The sequence below is a fragment of the Phycicoccus jejuensis genome (assembly GCF_000720925.1).
GTDB classification, from domain to species: domain Bacteria; phylum Actinomycetota; class Actinomycetes; order Actinomycetales; family Dermatophilaceae; genus Phycicoccus; species Phycicoccus jejuensis.
Genome location: NZ_JOEE01000003.1, coordinates 410,982 through 432,968 on the forward strand (window position 1 = coordinate 410,982; position 21,987 = coordinate 432,968).

21 protein-coding genes are annotated in these 21,987 nt (G+C 74.1%); 13 read left to right on the plus strand and 8 right to left on the minus strand.

Features of this window, described 5'->3' with window-relative positions; genetic code table 11:
- Nucleotide 1 precedes the first annotated feature (1 nt).
- Both IG69_RS0108190 and IG69_RS0108195 read right to left on the minus strand, forming a co-directional pair.
- Nucleotides 2–1,108, minus strand: coding sequence for an adenylate/guanylate cyclase domain-containing protein (locus IG69_RS0108190; RefSeq protein ID WP_051750361.1), 1,107 nt, complete (start codon nucleotides 1,106–1,108; stop codon nucleotides 2–4).
- 14 nt (nucleotides 1,109–1,122) lie between these two features.
- Nucleotides 1,123–1,893, minus strand: coding sequence for a biotin--[acetyl-CoA-carboxylase] ligase (locus IG69_RS0108195; RefSeq protein WP_030527679.1), 771 nt, complete (start codon nucleotides 1,891–1,893; stop codon nucleotides 1,123–1,125).
- 23 nt (nucleotides 1,894–1,916) lie between these two features.
- On the opposite strand from IG69_RS0108195, the gene IG69_RS0108200 reads away from it, so the two are divergent.
- The 3 genes from IG69_RS0108200 (at nucleotide 1,917) to IG69_RS0108210 (ending at nucleotide 5,039) form a co-directional block, all read left to right on the plus strand.
- Entirely contained in the window at nucleotides 1,917–3,545 is a 1,629-nt protein-coding gene (locus IG69_RS0108200; protein WP_245616109.1) for an acyl-CoA carboxylase subunit beta, read from the plus strand.
- Nucleotides 3,546–3,628: 83 nt separating this feature from the next.
- Nucleotides 3,629–3,850: an acyl-CoA carboxylase epsilon subunit gene (locus tag IG69_RS23105; protein ID WP_030527681.1), complete on the plus strand. Its 222-nt coding sequence runs from the start codon at nucleotides 3,629–3,631 to the stop codon at nucleotides 3,848–3,850.
- A gap of 262 nt (nucleotides 3,851–4,112) precedes the next feature.
- Complete coding sequence (locus tag IG69_RS0108210; RefSeq protein ID WP_030527682.1) at nucleotides 4,113–5,039, plus strand: hypothetical protein; 927 nt, start codon at nucleotides 4,113–4,115, stop codon at nucleotides 5,037–5,039.
- A gap of 168 nt (nucleotides 5,040–5,207) precedes the next feature.
- On the opposite strand, the gene IG69_RS0108215 is transcribed toward IG69_RS0108210, so the two are convergent.
- Nucleotides 5,208–5,870 carry an MOSC domain-containing protein gene (locus IG69_RS0108215; RefSeq protein ID WP_030527683.1) on the minus strand — a complete coding sequence of 221 codons (663 nt, stop codon included), beginning with the start codon at nucleotides 5,868–5,870 and terminating at the stop codon, nucleotides 5,208–5,210.
- 64 nt (nucleotides 5,871–5,934) lie between these two features.
- Here IG69_RS0108215 and IG69_RS0108220 point away from each other — a divergent pair, with 64 nt between their 5' ends.
- From IG69_RS0108220 to IG69_RS0108245, 6 genes are all read left to right on the plus strand, one after another.
- Nucleotides 5,935–7,623 (plus strand): DUF885 domain-containing protein, encoded by a 1,689-nt coding sequence (locus IG69_RS0108220; protein ID WP_030527684.1) that lies wholly within the window; start codon nucleotides 5,935–5,937, stop codon nucleotides 7,621–7,623.
- Nucleotides 7,624–7,784: 161 nt separating this feature from the next.
- A complete protein-coding gene (locus IG69_RS0108225) occupies nucleotides 7,785–8,390 on the plus strand; it encodes a TetR/AcrR family transcriptional regulator (RefSeq protein ID WP_030527685.1) in 606 nt (201 codons plus the stop codon).
- 110 nt (nucleotides 8,391–8,500) lie between these two features.
- Entirely contained in the window at nucleotides 8,501–10,399 is a 1,899-nt protein-coding gene (locus tag IG69_RS0108230; RefSeq protein ID WP_030527686.1) for a cation:proton antiporter domain-containing protein, read from the plus strand.
- A 30-nt stretch (nucleotides 10,400–10,429) separates the two neighbouring features.
- Complete coding sequence (locus IG69_RS0108235; protein WP_030527687.1) at nucleotides 10,430–11,089, plus strand: Maf family protein; 660 nt, start codon at nucleotides 10,430–10,432, stop codon at nucleotides 11,087–11,089.
- 116 nt (nucleotides 11,090–11,205) lie between these two features.
- Nucleotides 11,206–11,667, plus strand: coding sequence for a hypothetical protein (locus IG69_RS0108240; protein WP_030527688.1), 462 nt, complete (start codon nucleotides 11,206–11,208; stop codon nucleotides 11,665–11,667).
- A complete protein-coding gene (locus IG69_RS0108245; RefSeq protein WP_030527689.1) occupies nucleotides 11,664–11,981 on the plus strand; it encodes a winged helix-turn-helix domain-containing protein in 318 nt (105 codons plus the stop codon). Before IG69_RS0108240 ends, IG69_RS0108245 begins: the two co-directional genes overlap by 4 nt.
- A gap of 118 nt (nucleotides 11,982–12,099) precedes the next feature.
- Here IG69_RS0108245 and IG69_RS0108250 read toward each other — a convergent pair whose 3' ends face one another.
- Both IG69_RS0108250 and IG69_RS0108255 read right to left on the minus strand, forming a co-directional pair.
- Nucleotides 12,100–13,668 (minus strand): acyl-CoA carboxylase subunit beta, encoded by a 1,569-nt coding sequence (locus tag IG69_RS0108250; protein WP_030527690.1) that lies wholly within the window; start codon nucleotides 13,666–13,668, stop codon nucleotides 12,100–12,102.
- The gene (locus IG69_RS0108255) at nucleotides 13,665–14,852 is read right to left on the minus strand and encodes an acyl-CoA dehydrogenase family protein (protein WP_030527691.1); all 1,188 of its coding nucleotides are present in this window, start codon (nucleotides 14,850–14,852) and stop codon (nucleotides 13,665–13,667) included. The genes IG69_RS0108250 and IG69_RS0108255 overlap by 4 nt, the downstream gene beginning before the upstream one ends.
- 172 nt (nucleotides 14,853–15,024) lie before the next feature.
- Between IG69_RS0108255 and IG69_RS0108260 the strand changes: the two genes are divergently transcribed.
- Entirely contained in the window at nucleotides 15,025–15,396 is a 372-nt protein-coding gene (locus IG69_RS0108260; RefSeq protein ID WP_030527692.1) for a MerR family transcriptional regulator, read from the plus strand.
- Nucleotides 15,397–15,431: 35 nt separating this feature from the next.
- Here IG69_RS0108260 and IG69_RS0108265 read toward each other — a convergent pair whose 3' ends face one another.
- From IG69_RS0108265 to IG69_RS0108275, 3 genes are all read right to left on the minus strand, one after another.
- Entirely contained in the window at nucleotides 15,432–16,349 is a 918-nt protein-coding gene (locus tag IG69_RS0108265) for a PfkB family carbohydrate kinase (protein WP_030527693.1), read from the minus strand.
- Nucleotides 16,350–16,377: 28 nt separating this feature from the next.
- Complete coding sequence (locus IG69_RS0108270; protein ID WP_030527694.1) at nucleotides 16,378–17,238, minus strand: tryptophan 2,3-dioxygenase; 861 nt, start codon at nucleotides 17,236–17,238, stop codon at nucleotides 16,378–16,380.
- 306 nt (nucleotides 17,239–17,544) lie between these two features.
- Nucleotides 17,545–18,573 (minus strand): beta/alpha barrel domain-containing protein, encoded by a 1,029-nt coding sequence (locus IG69_RS0108275; protein WP_030527695.1) that lies wholly within the window; start codon nucleotides 18,571–18,573, stop codon nucleotides 17,545–17,547.
- Nucleotides 18,574–18,654: 81 nt separating this feature from the next.
- Between IG69_RS0108275 and IG69_RS0108280 the strand changes: the two genes are divergently transcribed.
- From IG69_RS0108280 to IG69_RS0108290, 3 genes are read left to right on the plus strand one after another with little or no spacing between them, the layout of a single operon-like run.
- Nucleotides 18,655–19,605: a 1-phosphofructokinase family hexose kinase gene (locus IG69_RS0108280; protein WP_051750363.1), complete on the plus strand. Its 951-nt coding sequence runs from the start codon at nucleotides 18,655–18,657 to the stop codon at nucleotides 19,603–19,605.
- Nucleotides 19,602–20,609 (plus strand): LacI family DNA-binding transcriptional regulator, encoded by a 1,008-nt coding sequence (locus tag IG69_RS0108285; protein ID WP_036829439.1) that lies wholly within the window; start codon nucleotides 19,602–19,604, stop codon nucleotides 20,607–20,609. Before IG69_RS0108280 ends, IG69_RS0108285 begins: the two co-directional genes overlap by 4 nt.
- Nucleotides 20,606–21,976 (plus strand): FGGY-family carbohydrate kinase, encoded by a 1,371-nt coding sequence (locus tag IG69_RS0108290; protein ID WP_030527698.1) that lies wholly within the window; start codon nucleotides 20,606–20,608, stop codon nucleotides 21,974–21,976. The genes IG69_RS0108285 and IG69_RS0108290 overlap by 4 nt, the downstream gene beginning before the upstream one ends.
- Nucleotides 21,977–21,987 lie beyond the last annotated feature (11 nt).

A 21,987-nucleotide genomic window follows, 5' to 3' on the forward strand; every position in this document is an offset into this window, starting at 1 on the left:
GTCACGCAGAGCCGTTCGGCACGGCAGGGCGGCGACCTCCGGGCGAGCGCTGGAGCTCGTGGAGGGTCACGACACCGATGCCGCGCAGCATCCGGCGGCGGCGTTCGACCGCCGTGAAGCCGGACACCGAGCCCAGCGCGCGGGCCATGTCCTCGTCGACGAAGACGGTGCCCGACGGCGTGACGGCGGTGATCCGGCTGGCCTTGTTGACCGTCACCCCGAAGACGTCCCCGAGCCGCGAGACGACCCGGCCGTGCGCCATCCCGACGCGCACCGGGGGCAGCAGCTCGTCCCCGGCCATTGCGTCGACGAGGTCGAGGGCGATCGCGGACGCCGCGGCGATGTCGGTGTGGACGAAGAGGACCTCGTCACCCACCGTCTTGATGACGCGGCCGCCGTGCTCGGCGACGACGTCGCTGGCGAGCAGCTCGAAGTGCTGGACGAGCCGGGCGAGCTGGCGCTCGCTCATCCGGCGCACGAAGGACGTGAACGACACGAGGTCGGCGAACCCCACGGCGCGCACGGGCGCCGACGGGTCGGAGCGGACGGCGGGGTCGGCGTCCGCGAGCATACGCTGGATCGCGTTCGTCAGGTGCCGGCGCCACACGTAGACGAGCAGCGGCTCGATGTCGTCGATGGTGCGCGAGAGCAGGTTCGCCGCGTCGGCGGCGATGCGGGGCTCGGGCACCGAGCGGGTGTCCTTGCCCTCGAGCTGGTCCGAGACCTCCGGCGTCAGCGACTCGGCGACGAGCTGGGTCTGCCAGACCGCGAGCCGGTCGGCGGTCCGGGCGAAGGCCCGGGTCATCCCGAGCGCGAGCTCCTCGCTCACCGCACCGCGCTGGACGAGGTCGGTGACGCGGCGCAGGGCGGCCCGGTCGGCCTCGGTGAACATCGCCTCGTCGTCCTCGACGAGCTGGAAGCCCATCGCGTGCCAGAAGCGGCGCGCCTCGGTGGGGTCGACGCCCGCGGCCGCGCTCACCTCGGCGCGGGCCATCGACGCCGAGCGACCGAGCAGCGAGCGCTCGACCCGCTCGGCGAGGTCGTCGGCGGCCGGCTCCGGCGGCGGGACGGGGAGGACGGTCTCCTCCCCCGGTGGCTCCTGCGTCATCCCACCTCCCTCGCTCAGCGCGACCGGACGTGGACGACGTCGCCGGCGGAGACGCTCGTCGTCCCGCCCTCGGTGCGCACGGCCAGTCTGCCCTCCGCGTCCACGCCTGTCGCCCTGCCCCGCCGGACGCTGCCGTCCGGCTGGTGGACCTCGACGTCGCGCCCGACCGTGCCGCACGCGTCGCGGTAGGCGGCGACCGACGGGCCCGCCGGGCCGGTGTCCTCCCGCAGGACCGCGGCGAGGTGGCGCAGGTAGGACGTGAGCAGCGCGGCGCGGTCGACGCCCGGTGCGCCCGCGGCCCGCAGCGACGTGGCGGTGTCGAGCGGCAGCTCCGCGCGCGGCGTGTCGACGTTGACCCCGCAGCCGACGACGACCCCGGCGGGCGGGACCCACTCGCAGAGCAGGCCGGCGAGCTTGCGGTCGCCGTCCCCGGGGACGAGGACGTCGTTGGGCCACTTGAGGCTCGTCGCGACGCCGGCCACCTCCGAGACCGCCCGGTGCAGCGCGAGCCCGGCGAGCAGCGGCACCCACCCGGCGCCGGACGCCGGCACCGGCACGCAGACCGAGACGGCGAGCGCCGTGCCGGGCGTCGTCGTCCAGGCGCGCCCCAGCCGGCCACGGCCGGTCTCCTGCACCTCCGCGACGAGGACGCGCCACGGCCGCGGGTCGGCGCGCACCTCGTCGTTCGTCGACCCGACCCGCTCCCGCACCTCGACCGGGAGCCACGGGTCGCCGGGTGTGACGGACGCCGCGTCCAGCGCCGCGTTCAGGGGGTTCTCGCTCACGGCGCCAAGGCTAGGCTCGGGTCATGTCGAAGAGCGACCACCACTCCATGGGCGGGACCGACGTACCGACCGACATCGACACCACGACCACCGCGGGGAAGCTGGCCGACCTCAAGCGGCGCGTCGCGGAGGTCGCCAACGCGGGGTCGGAGCGCGCGGTCGAGAAGCAGCACGCGCGGGGCAAGAAGACCGCCCGCGAGCGCCTCGAGATGCTCCTCGACGAGGGCTCGTTCGTCGAGATGGACAAGTACGCCCGGCACCGGTCGGTCTCCTTCGGGCAGGACAAGAACCGCCCCTACGGCGACGGCGTCGTCACCGGGTACGGCACGGTCGACGGCCGCACGGTCGCGGTGTTCGCGCAGGACTTCACGGTCTTCGGCGGCTCGCTCGGCGAGGTCTTCGGCGAGAAGATCTGCAAGGTCATGGACTTCGCGATGAAGGTCGGCTGCCCCGTGGTCGGGCTCAACGACTCCGGCGGCGCGCGCATCCAGGAGGGTGTCGTGTCGCTCGGCCTGTACGGCGAGATCTTCCGGCGCAACGTCCACGCGTCCGGGGTGGTCCCGCAGATCTCGCTCATCATGGGCCCGTGCGCCGGCGGCGCCGTGTACTCGCCGGCCGTCACCGACTTCACCGTGATGGTCGACCAGACGTCGCACATGTTCATCACCGGCCCGGACGTCATCAAGACCGTCACCGGCGAGGACGTCGGCTTCGAGGAGCTCGGCGGCGCGCGGACGCACAACACGAAGTCCGGTGTGGCGCACTACATGGGCACCGACGAGGACGACGCCGTCGAGTACGTCAAGGCGCTGCTGTCGTACCTGCCCAGCAACAACATGGAGGACCCGCCGGTCTTCGGCGAGGAGCTCGACCTCGAGGTCACCGACGACGACCGCTTCCTCGACACGATCGTCCCGGACAGCCCGAACGTCCCCTACGACATGCACCAGGTCATCGAGAAGGTCGTCGACGACGGCGAGTTCCTCGAGGTCTCGCCGCTGTTCGCGCCGAACATCATCACCGGCTTCGGTCGCGTCGAGGGTCGCTCGGTCGGCGTCGTGGCGAACAACCCGATGCAGTTCGCCGGCACGCTCGACATCGACGCCTCCGAGAAGGCCGCGCGCTTCGTGCGCACCTGCGACGCCTTCAACGTCCCCGTGCTGACCTTCGTCGACGTGCCCGGCTTCCTCCCCGGCACCGACCAGGAGTGGGACGGCATCATCCGGCGCGGCGCCAAGCTCATCTACGCGTACGCCGAGGCCACCGTCCCGCTCGTCACGGTCATCACCCGCAAGGCGTACGGCGGTGCCTACGACGTCATGGGCTCCAAGCACCTCGGCGCCGACATCAACCTCGCGTGGCCGACCGCGCAGATCGCCGTCATGGGCGCGCAGGGCGCGGTGAACATCCTCTACCGCAAGGAGCTGGCGAAGGCCGCCGAGAAGGGCGAGTCGGTCGAGGAGGCGCGCGCGGCGTTCATCAAGCAGTACGAGGACGCGCTGGCCAACCCCTACGTCGCCGCCGAGCGCGGGTACGTCGACACCGTCATCACCCCGTCGAACACGCGGATGAACGTCACGAAGGCGCTGCGGGCGCTGCGCACCAAGCGCGAGTCCCTCCCGCCGAAGAAGCACGGGAACATTCCCCTGTGATGGCTTCGCAGGCTCAGCCCTCCCACGGGACCCGCCCTATGACCTCTTCGCAGGCTCAGAGCTCAGGGGGACCCGGCCCTGTGATGGCTGACGACGTGCAGCAGAACGAGCCGCCGGCGATCGTCGTCCACGGCCCCGCGACCCCCGAGGAGGTCGCGGCGGTCGTCGCCGTGCTCCTGGCCGCCGGCGGCGGCGAGGACCCGGCGCCGCCGCAGCGCACCTCGAGGTGGGCGGCCCACGACGCCGCCGTCCGCCGGCCCGTCGGCCACGGCCCCGGCGCCTGGCACACCACCTACCGCCGCTGACCGCCCCGCCCCGTCCCTCCCCGCCCCGTCCCTCCCCGCCCCGTCCCTCCCCGCCCCCACCGGCCTCCCGCTGACGCCCGTGCACAAACCGACGAATGTGTCGATTCGTGCACACCCCCGGACTCGCCCGATGTACACATTCCGACGAATGTGTCGATTGCCGTACGCCCCGACGGCTGACGGCGTGCCCTGCCAAGCCTGCTGCCACCCCTGGCCTGTGGACAACGCGATCTGATGCTGCATCGGGTGCCACGCTCGAAGGATGCAGACCGACGACCCGCTGAGCCCTTTCCTCGCGGCTGACGCAGTTGCCCTCGGCATCTCGGCGCGCGCGCTCCGCGGATCTCGCTACCGGACGGTCCTGCGTGGCGTACTCGTCGACGTCCGGGTGCCCGACACCGTCGTCGTCCGCTCGCGAGCGGCGCTCCTCGTCGCCCCCGACGGTGCAGTCCTCAGCCACTGGACGGCGGCTCGCCTCTGGGGTGGGCGTGTCCCGGACAACGACTGTGTTCACGTCGCGTTCTCCCGCCGCGTGAGATGGCGGCTGCGTGGGGTCAAGCCGCACTGCTTCACCTACCGACTCGGCACCACGCGCCGGCACGGTCTCCCGGTCACCACCCCTGCTGTCACGTTCTGTCACCTCGCGAGGTTCCTCGGGCTGGTCGACCTTGTCGCCCTCGGGGACAGCCTCGTGCGGCGCGGACACATCACGGTGCTCGACCTCCGTGCGTCGGCAGAGGGCTGGGAAGGCCAGTGCCGCGCCGAGGCCACCGACGCCGCGCGCCTCGTCCGGGACGGCGTCGACTCGTCACCCGAGACGTCGCTGCGACTGCTCATCGTGCTGTCCGGCCTCCCCGAACCGCAGATCAATGTCACCGCCCACCACGAGGACGGTTCGATCCGCTACCGCATCGAGCTCGCCTTCGAGGAGCACCGGGTCGCCATCGAGTACGACGGTCGCTGGCACGAGGAACCCGCCCAACGTCTGCACGACTCCTCGCGCCGATCACGCCTGTCCGAGGAGGACGGATGGACGTTCCTCGTCGTCACTCCGGACCAGCTCTTCAACGCCACGGAGAACCTCGTCAGTCGGCTGCACGACGAGCTGAGGACTCTGGGTGTGCCGGTACCGCCTCGACCGCACGACGCGTGGCGCCGACATTTCCGTGTCGTGCGAGTGGCCGCCTGACGGCCGCCACTGGACCACCGTGCATCAATCGACACCTTCGACGATTCGTGCACACCCGGTCCGTCCAGGCGTGCATCAATCGACACATTCGACGATTCCTGCACACCCCGTGTCGTCCAGGCGTGCATCAATCGACACATTCGACGATTGCTGCACATCGGCGGGGGGTCAGGGGGTGCGGCGGGCGACCGACCGCTCGAGCTCGGCGTGGTGCTGGGGGTCGAGCACCCGCGCCCCGAGCACCTCGGCCGCCGCCTCCAGGTCGCCGCAGAGCGCCCGGAACACCCGCGGGACGACGATGCCGTGCTCCGGCCGCTCCACCACCTCGACGACGTCCCCGGCCGACACCGTCCCCGGCTCGAGCACCGCGAGGTAGGCCCCGGTCCGCCCGCGCTCGGTGAAGCGCCGCACCCAGCCGCGCTCGCCCATCCACGCCCTGAACGTCGCGCACGGGATGCGCGGTCCGGTCACCTCGAGCAGCGCCGTCCCGACCCGCCAGCGCTCGCCGACGAGGGCCGCGTCGACGTCGAGGCCCTCCGTCGTGAGGTTCTCGCCGAAGAGCCCGTCGCGCAGCCCGCGCCCGAGCTCGACGCCCCAGTGGTCGAGCTCCTCCCGGGCCACGGCGTAGACCGCCTGCGAGGACCCGCCGTGGTGCCTGCGCGAGACGACGTCGTCCCCGACGACCCCGCTGCCGAGCCCGCCCCGCTTCGGCCCGGGGTCGCGCACCTCGACCGCCGCGACCGGCTGCTTGTCGATGGCGCTGGCCCGGCCGCGCGCCCCGACGCCCTCGCGCGGGCCACCGACGTTGACCGACCGGATGCGTGCTGTCACGGACCCGAGCCTAGGCCGGGAAACCGGGGCGCCGCCGACGCCCTCCTCGGGTAGCGTCCGCCGGGTGAGCGAGCCCACCACCGTCCGCACCCCCACCGCCGTCGACGCCGTCGCCGACGCCCACTTCGACGCCGCCGTCGCCCTCAGCCCGATGGAGGCCACCTACCTCGGCGTCCCCGGCCACGAGCACGAGCTCGACGACCTCTCCCCCGAGGGCTACGCGGCCCACGCGGACCTCGCCCGCGCCACCCTCGTCCGCCTCGACGCCGCGGAGCCGGTCGACGACGTCGACCGCGTCACCGTCGCCGCGATGCGCGAGCGGCTCGGCCTCGCGCTCGAGACCCACGACGCCGGCCTGGACCGGATGCAGCTCGACGTCATCGCCTCCCCGCTGCAGGGCGTCCGCGACGTCCTCGACCTCATGGCGACCGACACCCAGGACGACTGGGCGACGATGGCCGCCCGCGTCGGGCAGATCCCGCGGGCGCTCGAGCAGTACACCGGGACCCTGCGCGAGTCGGCCGACCGCGGGCTCGTCACGCCACGGCGGCAGGTGGAGGCCTGCATCCGCCAGTGCGAGGACCTCGTCGCCCCCGACGGCTACTTCGCGGGCCTCCTCGCGGGAGCCCGGGCGGGCGACGCGCCGCTCGACGACGCCGTCGCCGCCGACCTGCGCCGGGCCGTGGAGGGCGCGGCCGCCGCCTACCGCCGCGCCGGCGAGGACCTCGCGACGCACCTGCTCGACCGGGCGCCGGAGTCCGACGCCGCCGGCCGCGACCGCTACGCCCTCGCCTCGCGCTCCTTCCTCGGCGCGGCCGTCGACCTCGAGGAGACCTACGCGTGGGGTCAGGAGGAGCTCGCCCGCATCACCGCCGACATGGAGCGCACCGCCGCCCGCATCGTCCCCGGCGGCTCGGTCGACGACGCCGTCGCGCACCTCGACCGCGACGAGGCCTACCGCCTCCACGGCACGGACGCGCTCCAGCGGTGGATGCAGGTGCGCGCCGACGAGGCCATCGAGGCGCTCGCCGGCACCCACTTCGACATCCCGGAGCCGGTGCGCACCATCGAGTGCCGCATCGCCCCGACGCAGACCGGCGGGATCTACTACACCGGCCCGAGCGACGACTTCGCGCGCCCCGGCCGGATGTGGTGGTCGGTGCCCAAGGGCGTCACGGAGTTCGGCACCTGGAAGGAGCTGACGACCGTCTACCACGAGGGTGTCCCGGGGCACCACCTCCAGGTCGCGCAGACGGTGTACCGCCGCGAGCTGCTCAACAAGTGGCGCCGGATGATGTGCTGGGTCAGCGGTCACGGCGAGGGCTGGGCCCTGTACGCCGAGCGGCTCATGGCCGAGCTCGGGTACCTCGAGGACCCCGGCATGTACCTCGGGATGCTCGACGCCCAGTCGCTGCGCGCGGTGCGCGTCGTCATCGACATCGGCGTCCACTGCGGGTTCGAGGCCCCGGCCGAGGTCGGCGGTGGCGCGTGGACCTACGAGAAGGCCTGGACGCTGCTCAGCCGCCACGCCCGCAACGACGAGGCCTCGCTGCGCTTCGAGCTCGACCGCTACCTGGGCTGGCCCGGGCAGGCCCCGAGCTACAAGATCGGCGAGCGGCTCTGGCTCCAGATGCGCGACGAGGTGGCCGCCCGCGAGGGGGACGCGTTCTCGCTCAAGGACTTCCACCGCCGGGCGCTCGACGTCGGCTCGGTCGGGCTCGACGTGCTGCGCACCGCCGTCGTCGGGGGCTGAGGCACCCGGACGCACCGGCCGGGAAAACTCGAGGGCCCGAGGGGGTGGACACCGGTGGACCCGCGTCCCCTACGCTGGTGGATCACCGGGGGGTGGGGCCGACGGCCGGGTCGACGCCTCCCCGTCCTGCGACCGTGGGACCCGGACCCGGAGGAGCACCCATGCCGAGATCACGAGGGCGACGCCCGGCGGGCAGCAACACCCGCGAGGACATCCTCGCCGCCGCCACGCACCAGTTCGGTGAGCACGGGTACCCCGGCACGACGCTGCGGGCCATCGCCCGTGAGGCCGACGTCGACACCCGGCTCGTCACGCACTACTTCGGCACCAAGCAGAACCTCTTCGTCGCGGTCGTCGACTTCCCCTTCGACCCCGACCAGCTCGCGGGCGCGGTGATGTCCGAGGGCCCGGAGCGGGCCGGGTACCGCCTCGCGCAGGTGGTCGTCCGGATGTTCGACGACCCCGGCACCCGGCAGTCGATGACCGGCCTCGTGCGCGCCGCGGCCTCGGAGGACGACGCCGCGCTGCTCGTCCGCGACGTCCTGTCCGACCGGATGCTCACCCCGCTCGCGCGCCTGCTCGGCGAGGACGAGCCGGAGCTGCGGGCCTCGCTCATCGGCAGCCAGCTCGTCGGCTACATCTTCTCGCGCTACGTGCTGGCCCTCCCGGGCATCCCCGAGGAGGACCCGGACCGCCTCGCGGCCGCGGTCGGTCCGGTCCTGCAGCACTACCTCACCGGGGCCCTCGAGGACGTCGTTCCCCGCTGACGACCGGCCGCGCGCCGGCAACGCACCGACCGTTCGCCGACCGTCCACGGACCGGGCACCGCGGGGTCCGCCCGGCCCCGGGCTCCCCTCCGGCGCCGCAACAGGCGAGAATGCACGCCGTGGAGCCCGCCGCGCTCGTCGTCGCCATCATCCTCGTCGTCATCGTCGTCAGCCGTCTCGCCGCACCCCTCCGGGTCCCGGCGCCGATCGCGCTGCTCGTCGTCGGCGCCGTGCTGTCGGCCATCCCCCAGGTCCCCGAGATCCGCCTCTCCCCCGAGGTCGCGCTCTTCGGGCTGCTGCCGCCGCTGCTGTACTCGGCCGCGCTGTCGAGCTCGCTCGTCGACATCCGCACCTTCCGCTCGAAGATCCTCAGCCTGTCGGTCGGCCTCGTCCTCTTCACCGCGTTCGGGGTCGCGCTCGTCGTCTGGGCGCTCATGCCGGGCGTCTCGTTCGCCCTGGCACTGGCCCTCGGGGCGGTCGTGGCGCCCCCGGACGCCGTGGCTGCCACCGCCGTGGCGCGCCGCATCGGCCTGCCGCGCAAGATCACGACGATCCTCGAGGGCGAGTCGCTGCTCAACGACGCGACCGCGCTCGTCACCCTCCGCACCGCCCTCGCGGCGGCCGGCCTCGCGGCGCACGGCGCCGAGATCACGCAGGTCACCTTCACGTCGGTCACCCTCGAGCTGCTCGTCGCGGCGGTCGGCGGCGTGGCCGTCGGGGTCGTCGCGTTCGTCGTCATCGGCTGGATGCGCCGCCGGCTCACCGAGGTCGCCGCCGACACAGCGCTGTCGTTCATCGCGCCGTACGTCGCGTACGCCCCGGCGGAGGCCGTCGGCGCGTCGGGCGTCCTCGCCGTCGTCACGGCGGGCCTGCTGCTCGCCTACCGGGCTCCGATGCTGCAGTCCGCGCCGTCGCGCCTGGCCGAGCGGATCAACTGGGGCAGCGTCACCTTCGTCCTCGAGAACGCGGTCTTCCTGCTCATCGGCCTGCAGGTGTGGACGCTCTTCGAGGACACCCGCACCGGCGAGCTCGGCGCCGGCCGCACGCTGGCCGTCGCCGGCGCCGTCCTGCTGACCGTCCTCGTCCTGCGGCCGCTGTGGCTGTTCGGGCAGTCGGTCGTCCAGGTGCTGCGGGGACGGGCCGACCGCCGACAGATGCTCGGCTGGTCCCTCGTCACCGGCTGGGCCGGGATGCGCGGTGTGGTCACCCTCGCGGCGGCCCTCACGCTGCCCGAGGACACCCCGATGCGCCCCGAGCTCGTGCTCATCGCCCTCGTCGTCACCGTCGGCACGCTCGTCCTCCAGGGCACGACCCTGCCGGCGCTCGCCCGCGGCCTCGACGTGCGCGGCCCCGACCCACGCGAGGACGCGCTCCAGGAGGCGACCGTGCTCGGCGCGACGACCGGGGCCGGGCTGCGCCACCTCGAGGCCGACCCCGACGTCGACCAGGACGTGCTCGAGGTCATCCGCCAGCAGGCCGCCGACCGGGTCAACCGCAGCTGGGAACGGCTCGGCACGCTCGGCCGGACCGACCGCGAGAGCCCCGCCGAGGCCCGCGCCCGGCTGCGCGCCGAGATGATCCGTGCCGAGCGCGAGGAGCTGCTGCGCATCCGCGGCAACGGCGAGGTCGACCACGCCGTCCTCACGAGCGTGCTCGCCCAGCTCGACGCCGAGGAGACCGCCCTGGTGTGGAGCGCCACCCGGACCGCGGGCGTGCGCGAGTCCGAGCTGCGACCCCCCGACCGCGTGGCCGGCGCGTGCGACCACCTCGCCGACGACAGCGCCCCGCACCCCCCGTCCGACACCGAGGGGTGCCCCGAGTGCCGGGCCGAGGGCCTCACCTGGGTGCACCTGCGCTCGTGCACCGAGTGCGGGCACGTCGGCTGCTGCGACTCCTCCGTCGGGCAGCACGCGAGCCGCCACTTCCACACCTCGGGCCACCCGGTGATGCGCTCGATCGAGCCCGGCGAGGCGTGGCGCTGGTGCTTCGTCGACGAGGTGCTGGGCTGAGGCCCGGCGCCGCCGTCTACCGTGTGCGCCATGCCCGACGTCACCCTCGTCCTCGCCTCCGCCAGCCCTGCCCGCCTCGCGACCCTGCGGTCGGCCGGCGTCGAGCCCGTCGTCCGGGTCTCCGACGTCGACGAGCCCGGTGCGGTCGCCGCGGCCGAGCAGGAGCACGGCACCCTCGCGGCCGAGGACGTCACCCTGCTCCTCGCCCGCGCCAAGGCCGAGGACGTCGTCGCGAGCCTCGAGGAGTCCGGCGAGGACCTCCAGGTCGAGCTCGTCCTCGGTTGCGACTCGATGCTCGAGCTCGACGGAGAGGTGCACGGCAAGCCGGCCGACGCCGCCGAGGCCATCGAGCGCTGGCGCCGGATGCGCGGGCGCTCCGGGGTCCTGCACACCGGCCACTGGCTCGTCGACCTGCGCGACACGGGTGACGGAGGCACCGGCGGCCAGCTCGGCGGCACGGCGAGCACGACCGTGTACTTCGCCGACCTCTCCGACGCCGAGATCGACGACTACGTCGCGACCGGCGAGCCGCTGCGGGTCGCGGGTGCCTTCACCCTCGACGGCCTCGGCGGGCCGTACGTCGCCGGCATCGAGGGCGATCCCGGCACCGTCGTCGGCGTCTCCCTGCCGCTGCTGCGCGAGCTCGTCGGCGAGCTGGGCCTCGCCTGGCACGACCTGCGCACCCGCTGACCCACCTCTCCCCCCGCACGCTCGCGGGCTACGAGTGCTTGCCAGAAAGTACTTGACGTATTGGAAAGTACTTTCGTAGTGTGATGCTCATGCACACGACACGGGAGGGATCCACGATGAACGACCTGACGCCCCAGCAGGCCCGCGAGCGGCTCGCCCACGCCGAGGCCGCCACCGGCCGTCGCGACGCCGAGCGCCGCGTCCACGCCTGGGCCACCGCCGGCTTCGGCGCCGCGATGGGCGCCTACCTGTCGCTCTCGCGGGCCACCGACGACACGCCCTTCGAGCAGCCCGTGCTCGTCGCCTACACGCTGGCGATCGTCGGCCTGGCCACGTGGCAGACCCGCGCCTCGCGGGCCTGGCCCCGGCACGCCCGACGGGCCGGGTACGTCGGCCTCGGCGTCACCTTCGGGCTGTTCCTCGTCGCCGTCATCGGTCTCAACATCCGCGAGGCGGAGCAGAAGATGGACGGCCTGGCACCGTCGGAGAACCCGTGGCTGCTCGCGCTCGCCGGGGTCGTCGTCGCGGCCCCGATGCTCCTCGCGGCGGTGCGCATCCGCCGCGGTGACCCGCGGTGAGCGCCGACGGCACCACCCGGCCCCCGCACGCGCGGCACCGCCTCGACGACGTCCTGCACGCCCCGGTGCGCTTCAGCATCGCCGCCACGCTCGCCGGTGTCGACGAGGCCGAGTTCGCCCTCGTGCGCGACGAGGTGGAGGTGTCGGACTCGGTGCTCTCCAAGCAGGTCTCGGCGCTCGAGCAGGCCGGCTACGTCAAGGTCCGCAAGGGCTACGTCGGCAAGCGGCCGCGGACCTGGCTGTCGCTCACGCGGGCCGGCCGCGACGCGTGGCAGGCCCACCTCGCGGCGCTGCGCGACATCGCCGGCGCCTGAGCACGCCGCCCGACCCCGACGCGAGAACCCGTCGAGTGAACAGAACACGCCGTGCGAGCGACCGCGCACGCGGCGTGTTCTGTTCACTCGACGGGTGGGCGCCGAGGACCGGACGAGGTCAGACCGGGGGGACGTCGCGGCGCTTGGTCGAGAAGTGCCGGTCGCGGCGGGCGGCGTAGCGCAGCCGGTGCAGCAGCTCGGCCCGCAGCTCGTCGGCCTCCACCACCTGGTCGACGACGAGGTCGGCCGCGAGCCGCTCGAGGTCGACGTCCTCGAGGTACTCGGCCCGCCGCGCCTCGACGAACGCGTCGCGCGCCTCGGCCCCCTCGGCGGCCTCGATCTCGGCGATCTTGTTGGCGTACACCGCGTTGACGGCGGCTTCGGGCCCCATGACGGCGATGCGCGCCGTCGGCAACGCGATCGTCGCGTCGGGGCCGAAGCCCGGCCCGCCCATCGCGTAGAGCCCTGCGCCGTAAGCCTTGCGGACGACGACGCAGAACTGCGGCACGGTCGCGGAGGCGACGGCCGAGACCATCTTCGCGCCGTGCCGGATGATGCCGCCGCGCTCGACCTCGGAGCCGATCATGAAGCCGGGGACGTCGGCGAGGTAGACGAGCGGGATCGAGAACGCGTCACACAGCCAGATGAACCGGGCAGCCTTGTCGGCGGAGTCGGTGAACAGCACGCCGCCCTTGACGGCCGAGTTGTTGGCGACGATGCCGACCGACTCCCCCGCCATCCGGCCGAAGCCGACGACGAGCTCGGGGGCGAAGAGCGGCTTGATCTCGAAGAAGCTGTCGTCGTCGACGAGGCCGTCGATCAGCTCGTGGACGTCGAACGGCTGGCTCTCGCGCTCGGGCACGCTGGCCTGCGTCAGCGGCGCGGTCGGCTCCTCCGCGTGGTAGCTCGGCGTGGGGACGCGCCACGAGTCGGGCACGTACGAGAAGTACAGGCGTGCGAGCTCGATGGCCTCGGTGTCGTCGGCGGCGAGCAGGTCGCCGACGCCCGAGACGGTGCAGTGCATCCGGGCGCCGCCCATCTCCTCGAGCGACACCTTCTCGCCGACGACCATCTCGGCCATCCGCGGGCTGCCGAGGTACATCGAGGCGTTGCCCTCGACCATGATGATGACGTCGCAGAAGCTCGGGATGTACGCGCCGCCGGCGGCCGACGGGCCGAAGAGGCAGCAGATCTGCGGGACCTTGCCCGAGAGCGCGACCTGGTGGTGGAAGATCCGCCCCGCCCCGCGCCGGCCGGGGAACATCTCGACCTGGTCGGTGATCCGGGCGCCCGCGGAGTCGACGAGCCAGAAGACCGGCAGCTCCTCGCGCAGGGCGGTCTCGGTGGCGCGCACGATCTTCTCGACCGTGCGGGCACCCCACGACCCCGCCTTGACGGTCGGGTCGTTGGCGATGACGACGACGGGCCGGTCCTCGACCGTGCCGCGCCCGGTGACCACGCCGTCGGCGGGCAGCCCGGCCGCGCGCGAGTTGGCGTAGCGGCCGTCCTCGACGAACGAGCCCTCGTCGAGCAGCAGCGCGATGCGGTCGCGGACGTAGAGCTTGCCCTGGGCGGCGAGCTTGGCCGCCGCCTTCTCCGTCGGCGCGGCCGAGGCCGCGTGGGCGGCCTGCAGCCGGGCGCGGACGTCGGCGACGCGGGCGTCGGTGGTCACGGGGTCGGTGCTCATGCCGGGAGGCCGAGGCCCTTCGCGAGGACCATCCGCTGGACCTCGGAGGTGCCCTCGCCGATCTCGAGGATCTTCGCGTCGCGGTAGAAGCGCGCCACCGGGTACTCCTCCATGAAGCCGTTGCCGCCGAAGACCTGGGTCGCGATGCGGGTCGCGGTGACCGCGGCCTCGGAGGTGTAGAGCTTCGCCTTCGCGGCGGCCTGCTTGACCTCCTCGACCGAGCGGCGGCCGGCCTCGTGCTCGTCCTTGAGCCAGGCGGCGCGGTAGGTGAGCAGGCGGGCGGCGTCCTCCATGACGGCGAGGTCGGCGACGGGGAAGGCCACGCCCTGGTTGACGCCGATCGGGCGACCGAAGGCGGTGCGGGACTTCGCGTACGCCGCGGCCTCCTCCCGCATCCGCGTGATGAGGCCGAGCGCGAGCGCGCTGATCGCGATGCGCCCGTCGTCGAGGGTCTTGAGGAACTGGTGGAAACCACGTCCGCGCTCGCCGAGGAGGTTCGCCTCCGGGACGCGGCACCCGGCGAACGAGAGGCCGTGGGTGTCGGAGATGTTCCAGCCCATCTTCTGGTAGGCCGGCTCGACGGTGAACCCGGTTGTGCCGGAGGGGATCATGATGGCGCTGATCTCGGGGCGGCCGTTCTCGAGCGTGCCGGTGCGCGCCGTGACCGTGACGACCGAGGTGATGTCGGTGCCGGAGTTCGTGATGAACGCCTTCGCCCCGTCGACGACCCACTCGCCGCCGTCGAGCACCGCCTTGGTGCGGGTGGCGCCGGCGTCCGACCCGGCGTCCGGCTCGGTGAGGCCGAAGCCGGCGAGCGCGCGGCCGGCGACGAGGTCGGGCAGGAAGCGCTCCTTCTGCTCCTCGCTGCCGTACGTGAGGATCGGGTTGATGCCGAGGCCGACCCCGGCCGAGAGCGTGATGCCGATCGACTGGTCGACCCGGCCGAGCTCCTCGATGGCGATGCACAGGCTCGTGAACGCCCCGCCGTCGGCGTCCTCGAGCGACCCGCCGAACGCCTCGGGGACGACGAGCCCGAAGAGCCCGAGCTCCCCCATGCGCGGCACGAGGTCGGCCGGGAAGTGGTGGTCGCGGTCCCACTGCGCGACGTGCGGCTCGACGGCGTCGGTCGCGAACTCGCGGACGACCGCCCGGAAGTCCTCGTGGTCCTTGCTGAGCTCGTACATGGGCGCCCCTTCGCGCTCGAGGTGCGCGGCCCCGGGTCACGGCGGCCGGCGGTGGTCACGTTCTTGACGTTGACGTCAACGTAAAGCAATACTCACCCCCGTGACAAGCCAGCGCACCTCCCCCGGCACGACGGACGTCCTGCCCGACGAGGTCGACCCGGCGTCCGACGCCATGACGTGGACGATCGCCGAGGTCGCCGACGAGTTCGGCGTGACCCACCGCACGGTGCGCCACTACGAGGACCTCGGCCTCATCTCACCGGAGCGCCGCGGCACCACGCGCGTCTACCACCGGCGCGACCGCACCCGCCTCGGGCTCGTCCTGCGCGGCAAGCGCCTCGGGTTCCCGCTCGAGGAGATCCGCACGATCATCGACCTCTACGACGCACCGCGCGGCCGGCGCAGCCAGCTCGAGTACGTCCTCGCCCAGATCGACGAGCGCCGGGCCGACCTCGAGCAGCGCCGCCGCGACCTCGAGGCCGCGCTCGCCGAGCTCGACGGCTTCGAGCGCCGCTGCCGCGAGGACCTCGGCCGGATGCGCTGAGCCCGCGCACCCCGATTACCCGCCGGTGCTCCGGCTCAGCCCGCCAGGAAGGCGTCGACCTCGGCGCGCGTCGGGGCGGTGTCCGGGCCGCGCCTCGTGACCTTGAGGGCGGCCGCCGCGTTGGCACGCACGGCCGCGTCGACCCACGGGAGCCCGGCCGCGCGCTCGGCGAGCAGCACCCCGGTGTGGGTGTCGCCGGCGCCGTTGGTGTCGACCGGTCGCTGCGGGTGGCCCGGCAGCACGTCGACGCGCCCGTCCGCCCGCACGAGGCATCCGCGCGGGCCGTCACGGACGACGGTGACGGCGTCCGGCCGCAGGATGCCGGCCACGACCTGCGCCGCCTCCTGCAGGCCGCGCAGCCCCGCGAGCGCCTCCGACTCCTCGGCGTTGCCCGTCCACACGGTCGTGCGCGCCAGCAGCGCGTCGCGGACGGCGGGGGGCACCTCGGCGAAGGCGGCGCCCGGGTCGAGGACGACCTGCACCCCGCCGTCGAGCGTGCCCAGCCACTCCATCAGCGGGTCGCGCGTGCGCCCGACGAGCGAGTAGCCGCTGACGCACACGAAGTCGCCCGCGACGGGGGCGCTCGTCGCCAGGGAGGCGACCGTGATCTCGCGCTCGGCGCCCTGGGTCGTCACGAAGCTGCGCTCCGCGCTCGGCTCGACGAGGACGATGCAGACCCCCGTGTCCGAACCCTCGACCGGCGGGGCCGCCGCCTCCACGCCGTCCGCGGCGAGCGAGGCCCGCACGAGGTCGCCGTTCGGGCCGGTCCCGATCGCGCCGGCGTGGACGGCGCGCGCCCCCGAGCGGGCCGCCGCGAGCAGGATGGTCACGGCGCCCCCGGCGTAGCGCCGGTAGGAGCTGGCCATGACGTTGCCGCCGCCCCGCGGGAGGGACGGCACCTCCATCACGGCGTCGACGAGGGCCTGCGCGGTGTGGATGACCCGGGGCGGCATGCCTCGACCCTAGTGAGACGCTCGCGGGTCAGCCGACCTGTGTGCGCACCTCGTAGAGCTCGGGAAAGAACGTGAGGTCGAGCGCGCGGCGCAGGAAGTCGACGCCGCTCGACCCGCCCGTGCCCACCTTGTGGCCGATGGTGCGCGTGACGACCTGGAGGTGGCGGAAGCGCCACTGCTGGAACAGGTCCTCGATGTCGACGAGCTCCTCGCAGGTCTCGTAGACGCCCCAGTGCTCGTCCGGGGCGGCATAGACCTCCGCGACGACGGCGACGAGGTCCGGGTCGAGCCGGTAGGGCGCGCGGACGTCACGGTGCAGGACCGCCTCCGGGACGGCGTACCCCCGGCGCGCGAGGAGGCGCAGGAACTCGTCGTAGAGCGTCGGCTCGGCGAGGAGCTCCCCGAGCAGGACGCTCGCCCGGGCGTCGTGCTCGAAGACGCGGAGCATGTCGGCGTTCTTGTTGCCGAGGAGGAACTCCACCGCCCGGTACTGGTCGCTCTGGAACCCCGAGCTCGTCGCGAGGAACGGGCGGATCTGCGCGTACTCGCTCGGCGTGAGGGTCGCGAGCACGTCCCACATCTCCACGAGCTGGCGCTGCACGTGCTTGACCCGCGCGAGCCGCTTGAGCGCCGGGGCGAGCTCGTCGGCGGCGAGCAGCGTTCGCGCGGAACGCAGCTCGTGCAGCAGGAGCTTGAGCCACAGCTCCGAGACCTGGTGCTGCACGATGAAGAGAAGCTCGTCGTGCTGGGGCGGCTCGCTGCGGGGGTGCTGCGCCGACAGCAGCGTGTCGAGGTCGAGGTAGGCGCCGTACGACATCGCGGTGCCGAAGTCCCGCGAGATGCCCTCCTCGAGTGCTCGCTGGGCCCGGTCGACCGCGTCGTCGCTCATGGCCGCCATCGTGCCACCGCGCGCCGCCGTCCCGCCGCAGCCCCGACCCTCCCGAACCGGACCACGAAAAGCCCGCACGTGCGGGGTTGTCGATGCCCCCACGCCTCCCGGACCACGAAAAGCCCGCACGTGCGGGGTTGTCGCGCCCGAGTTCCGTGGCGGACCGCGGAAAGCCCGCACATGCGGGGTTGTCGATGCCCCCACGCCTCCCGGACCACGAAAACCCCGCACGTGCGGGGTTGTCGCGCCCGAGTTCCGTGCCGGACCACGAAAAGCCCGCACGTGCGGGGATGTCGCCCCGGGTGCTCAGCCCGTGACGGCGCCGCGGTACCACTCCGGCCCGACGAGCGCCGCGACCTCGGCCGGGTCGACCGGCGTGAACGCCGGCGCACCCCGACCCTCCAGCACCTCGGCGAGCTCGTCGAGGCGCCGGGCGGCGAGGTCGGCTCCCGCGGCGCGCGCCGTCGCGTCCATCCGGCCGACCGCGTCGCCCCAGATCGCGCGCCCGGCCATGAAGCCGCTGCAGCCGTGGTCGGCGGCGACGTCGAGCTGGGTGCGGAACCCCTCGTACGTCACGCCCGCCGAGAGCAGGACCCACGGCCCGGAGACCGCCTCGTCGAGCGCGGCACAGGCCTCGTGCGCGGCGTCGAGGTCGTCGAGGTCGAGGACGGGGAACTCGACCTTCATGATGTCCGCGCCGGCCTCCCGGAAGGAGCGGGCCGAGGCCAGGACGCTGCTGCGGCGCACGCGCTGCACCGCGGGGTCGGCGGTGTCCTCGTCGCCCGTCGGGAACCACAGCGGCTCGACGACGAGCGGCATCTGCAGGGCCCGGCACTGCGCCGCGGCGTCGGCGACGACGGCGTGCTGCTGCTCGACGACCTCGGCGGGCTGGTCCTCGCGGTGGAAGACGACGAGCTTCGCCGCGTCGGCCCCGAGCGTCGCGAGCACCTGCGGCCCCCACCCCTCTTTGAGGTGCAGCCCGGTGTCGAAGCCGACCGCGCTGTCCGGCCGGTAGTAGAGGTCCTCGATGCCGCTGATGACGCCGACGTCACCGGGCACGACGCCGGCGGCGACGGACTGGCCGAAGCTCCAGACCGGGTCGACGAGCACCGAGGTCGCGTGCCGCGAGAGCACGCGCAGCATGTCGAGCTTGGACTCCACGACCTCCTCGAACGAGACGGCGTCGAGGTCGGCGTCGAAGAGACGCAGGTAGTTCTCGGGGTGGTCGATGGCCATCGTGCGGATGTGCCCGGCGGCGTCGCAGATGCGCGCGAGGCGGCGGTGCAGGCCGATGGTCGAGGGGGTCGGGACGCGAGGCGTTGACAGCGCTGTCATGCCGCCCTACGGTACGCGGAGCGAGGCGGTCCGACAAGACCCCGCGCGCCCCGACACCGCCGTCGCCCCGGAAGGACCTCCGTGCTCGTCGTCACCCCCAACACGTGCCTCGACGTCACCACGTGGCTCGGCGCGCTGACCCCGGGCATGGTCTCGCGGGCCTCGCGCACCGTCACGGTGGCCGGCGGCAAGGGGGTCAACGTCTGCCGCACCCTGCGCGTCCTCGGCCGCGAGCACCGCCTCCTCGGCCTCGCCCCGCGCGACGACGACCGGCTGCCGACCCTCCTCGCCGCCGAGGGCTGCGCCTTCGTCCCGGTCCCCCACGACGGGCAGGGGCGGCTCTCGCTGATCTTCCTCGAGGACGACGGACGCGCCACCGTCGTCAACGGCCTCGGCCCCGACCCCGCCGCGTGGGACCGCGACGCGCTGCTGCCCGCCGTCGAGGCGGCGCTCGACGACGCACCCGCCGTCGCCTGCTCCGGGTCCCTCCCACCGGGACTGCCCGACGACACCTACGGCCGGGTCGTCGAGCTGGCCCACGCCCGCGGGCTCGAGGCCTTCGTCGACGGCTCCCCCGCCGTCCTCGGCGCCGCGCTCGCATTCGAGCCGGACCTCGTGAGCCCCAACCTCGGTGAGGCAGAGGCCCTCCTGGACGGTCGCGCCGACGAGGCGGTCGAGGAGACGGGCGACGACCTCGTCGACCGGTGTGTCACCGCGGCCCGCGACCTGCACGGGCGGGGCGCGCGACGGGCGGTCGTCACCGCGGGCTCGCACGGCGCCGCCCTCGCCACGTCGGCCGGAGCGTGGTGGCTCGGAGCGGCCCGCGTGCCGGTCGCCAACCCCATCGGCGCCGGCGACTCCTTCCTCGCCGGGACGGCCGACGCGCTCCTGTCCGGCGCCCCCGACGCCGAGGCCGTCCGCCGCGGGATGGCCGTGGCGGCCGCCGCCGTGCAGCACCCGTCCGGCGGGATGCTCGACGCGGCCCTCGTCGCCCCGGCGCTGGCCGCGCTGCCCGAGGCGGTGCCCGCGTGAGCCGGCCCACGATCTACGACGTCGCCCGCGAGTCGGGGGTCTCCATCAAGACCGTCTCGCGCGTCATCAACGACGCCCCCAACGTCCGCCCGGCCACGCTCGCCCGGGTGCGCACCGCGATCGACCTCCTCGGCTACCAGCCCGACCCGGCCGCGCAGCGGCTCGGCGGCGGGCGCCTGCCCACGGTCGGCGTCGTCGTCGACTCCATCGCCGACCCCTTCTTCGCCCAGCTCGCGGCGGTCGTCGAGTCACGCGCCGCGGCCGTCGGGATGGACGTGCTCATCGCCTCGACCGGCCTCGACGAGGAGCGGCTGCGCTCGCAGGTCGAGCGGCTCTCGCGGCGCGGTGTGGCGGGGTTCGTCGTCGCCCCCTTCGGTGACCCGGCGGCCGTCGCCGCGGCCCTGCCGTCCGACGTACCGGTGGTCGTCGTCGACCGTCCCTGCGGCACGGTCGGCACCGACGCCGTCCGGGTCACGGACGAAGCGGGCGCGTACGAGGCCGTCCGGCACCTCGTCGACCACGGGCACCGGCGCATCGGGTTCGTCGGTCGCACAGGCCAGTTCGTCACCCTCGCCGACCGCTACCGCGGTTACGAGCGGGCGCTGCGGGAAGCCGGTCTCGAGGTCGACCCCACCCTCGTCGAGACACGGGCGTGGACGACCGAGGAGGCCCTGCCGCTCATGGCGCAGCTGCTCACCCGCCCCGACGCCCCGTCCGCCCTCCTCGCCGCGACCCCGATGACCGGGCTCGCCGTCCTCACGGCGCAGCAGCGCCTCAACCGCCGGGACGTCGCGCTCGTCGTCTTCGGCGACCTCCCGGGAGCAGAGCTGATGACACCACCCACGACCGTCGTCGACCAGCAGCCGACCGCGTTGGCGGAGACCGCGTTCGACCTCCTCCAGCGACGGCTGCGCGAGCCGTCCGCCGAGCCGCTCGACACCGTGCTGCCGACCCGGCTCGTGCCCCGCGGCTCGGGCGAGCTGCGACCGCGGGGTGCGGCATGAGCACCGTCGACCTCGGCATCGACCTCGGCACGACGATGACCAAGGTGGCCGCCGTCGACGAGGCCGGCGTGGTCGTCGGCGACGCCGCTGTCGCCACCGCCTGGAGCGAGCCCGGCGACGGCCGGTCCGAGCGCACGCCGGAGTCGGTCGTCGAGGCGGTCGAGCACCTGCTCGACGAGGTCGTGGCCGCCCTGCCCGCCGGCACGGGCGTCCGCTCCGTCGGCATCACCTCGATGGCGGAAGCAGGGACGCTGCTCGACGCCGACGGGGCCGCGCGCTCCCCCGTCATGGCCTGGCACGACCCGCGCGGCGACGAGCAGGCAGCGGTCCTGCCTGCGGACCTCGCCCGGGCCTTCCCGGAGCGCACGGGGCTGCCCGTCGGCCACGTCGCGACGCTCTTCAAGCTGCTCTGGCTGCGCGACGAGGGCCTGGACCTGCGCGGCCTGCAGTGGCTCGGCGCACCCGAGCTCGTCGTGCACCGGCTCGGGGGCCGACGCGTCGCCGAGCGCTCGCTGCTCGGGCGGACCGGGCTCCTCGATGTCCACACCGGCGGATGGTGGGGCCCGGGCCTCGACCTGCTCGGGGTCGACGGCTCGCTCGTGCCCGACGCGGTCGCGGCCGGCGAGCCGGTCGGCACCGTGCGCGCGGACCATCCGGTCGTCCCCCTGCGCGGCGCGGTCCTCACGATGGCCGGCCACGACCACGCGGTGGCAGCGGCCGCGACGGGTTGCGGCACACCGGGATCGGCCCTCGACAGCTTCGGCACGGCCGAGGCCTGGCTCGCGGCGTCCGACCACGTCCCCGAGCCGGCGGTCGTCGGCCGTCTGTCGCACGAGGGCATCTCCGTGTACCCGCACGTCGTGCGCGGCAGCACGGCCCTCATCGGCGGGACCCGGACCGGGCTCGTGCTCAAACGGGTCCAGCGCATCCTCGGAGCCACCGAGGACCCCTCGCGTTCGGAGCTCGACGCCGCCGCGCTCCTGCTGGCACCGGGTGACTCGGCGGACGTCCGCGTCACGGGCTTCGGGATGGAGGACCGGGAGGTCGTCGTGCACCTCGGGTCCGACCACCACCGCCCGGCCCACGTCTGGCGGGCCGCCCTCGACGGCGGCACGGCGCGCGGGCGGGCCGTCCTCGCGACCCTCGAGCGGGCCGGCGTGCCCGTCGAGCGCATCGTCGTCGCCGGCGGGTGGGCCCGGATGCGGTCCGTCGTCGCGGCGCGGGGCGACCTCGCGCCGCTCGTCGAGATCGGTGACGTCGAGCAACCGGGCACCTGGGGCGCCGCGCGGTTCGGGGCCTGGGCCGCGACCGGCGGCGCGTCGGGCGACCCGGACCCGCGGCCGCCGGCGGACTGGTTCGCGCACTAGGGGGCGCTGCC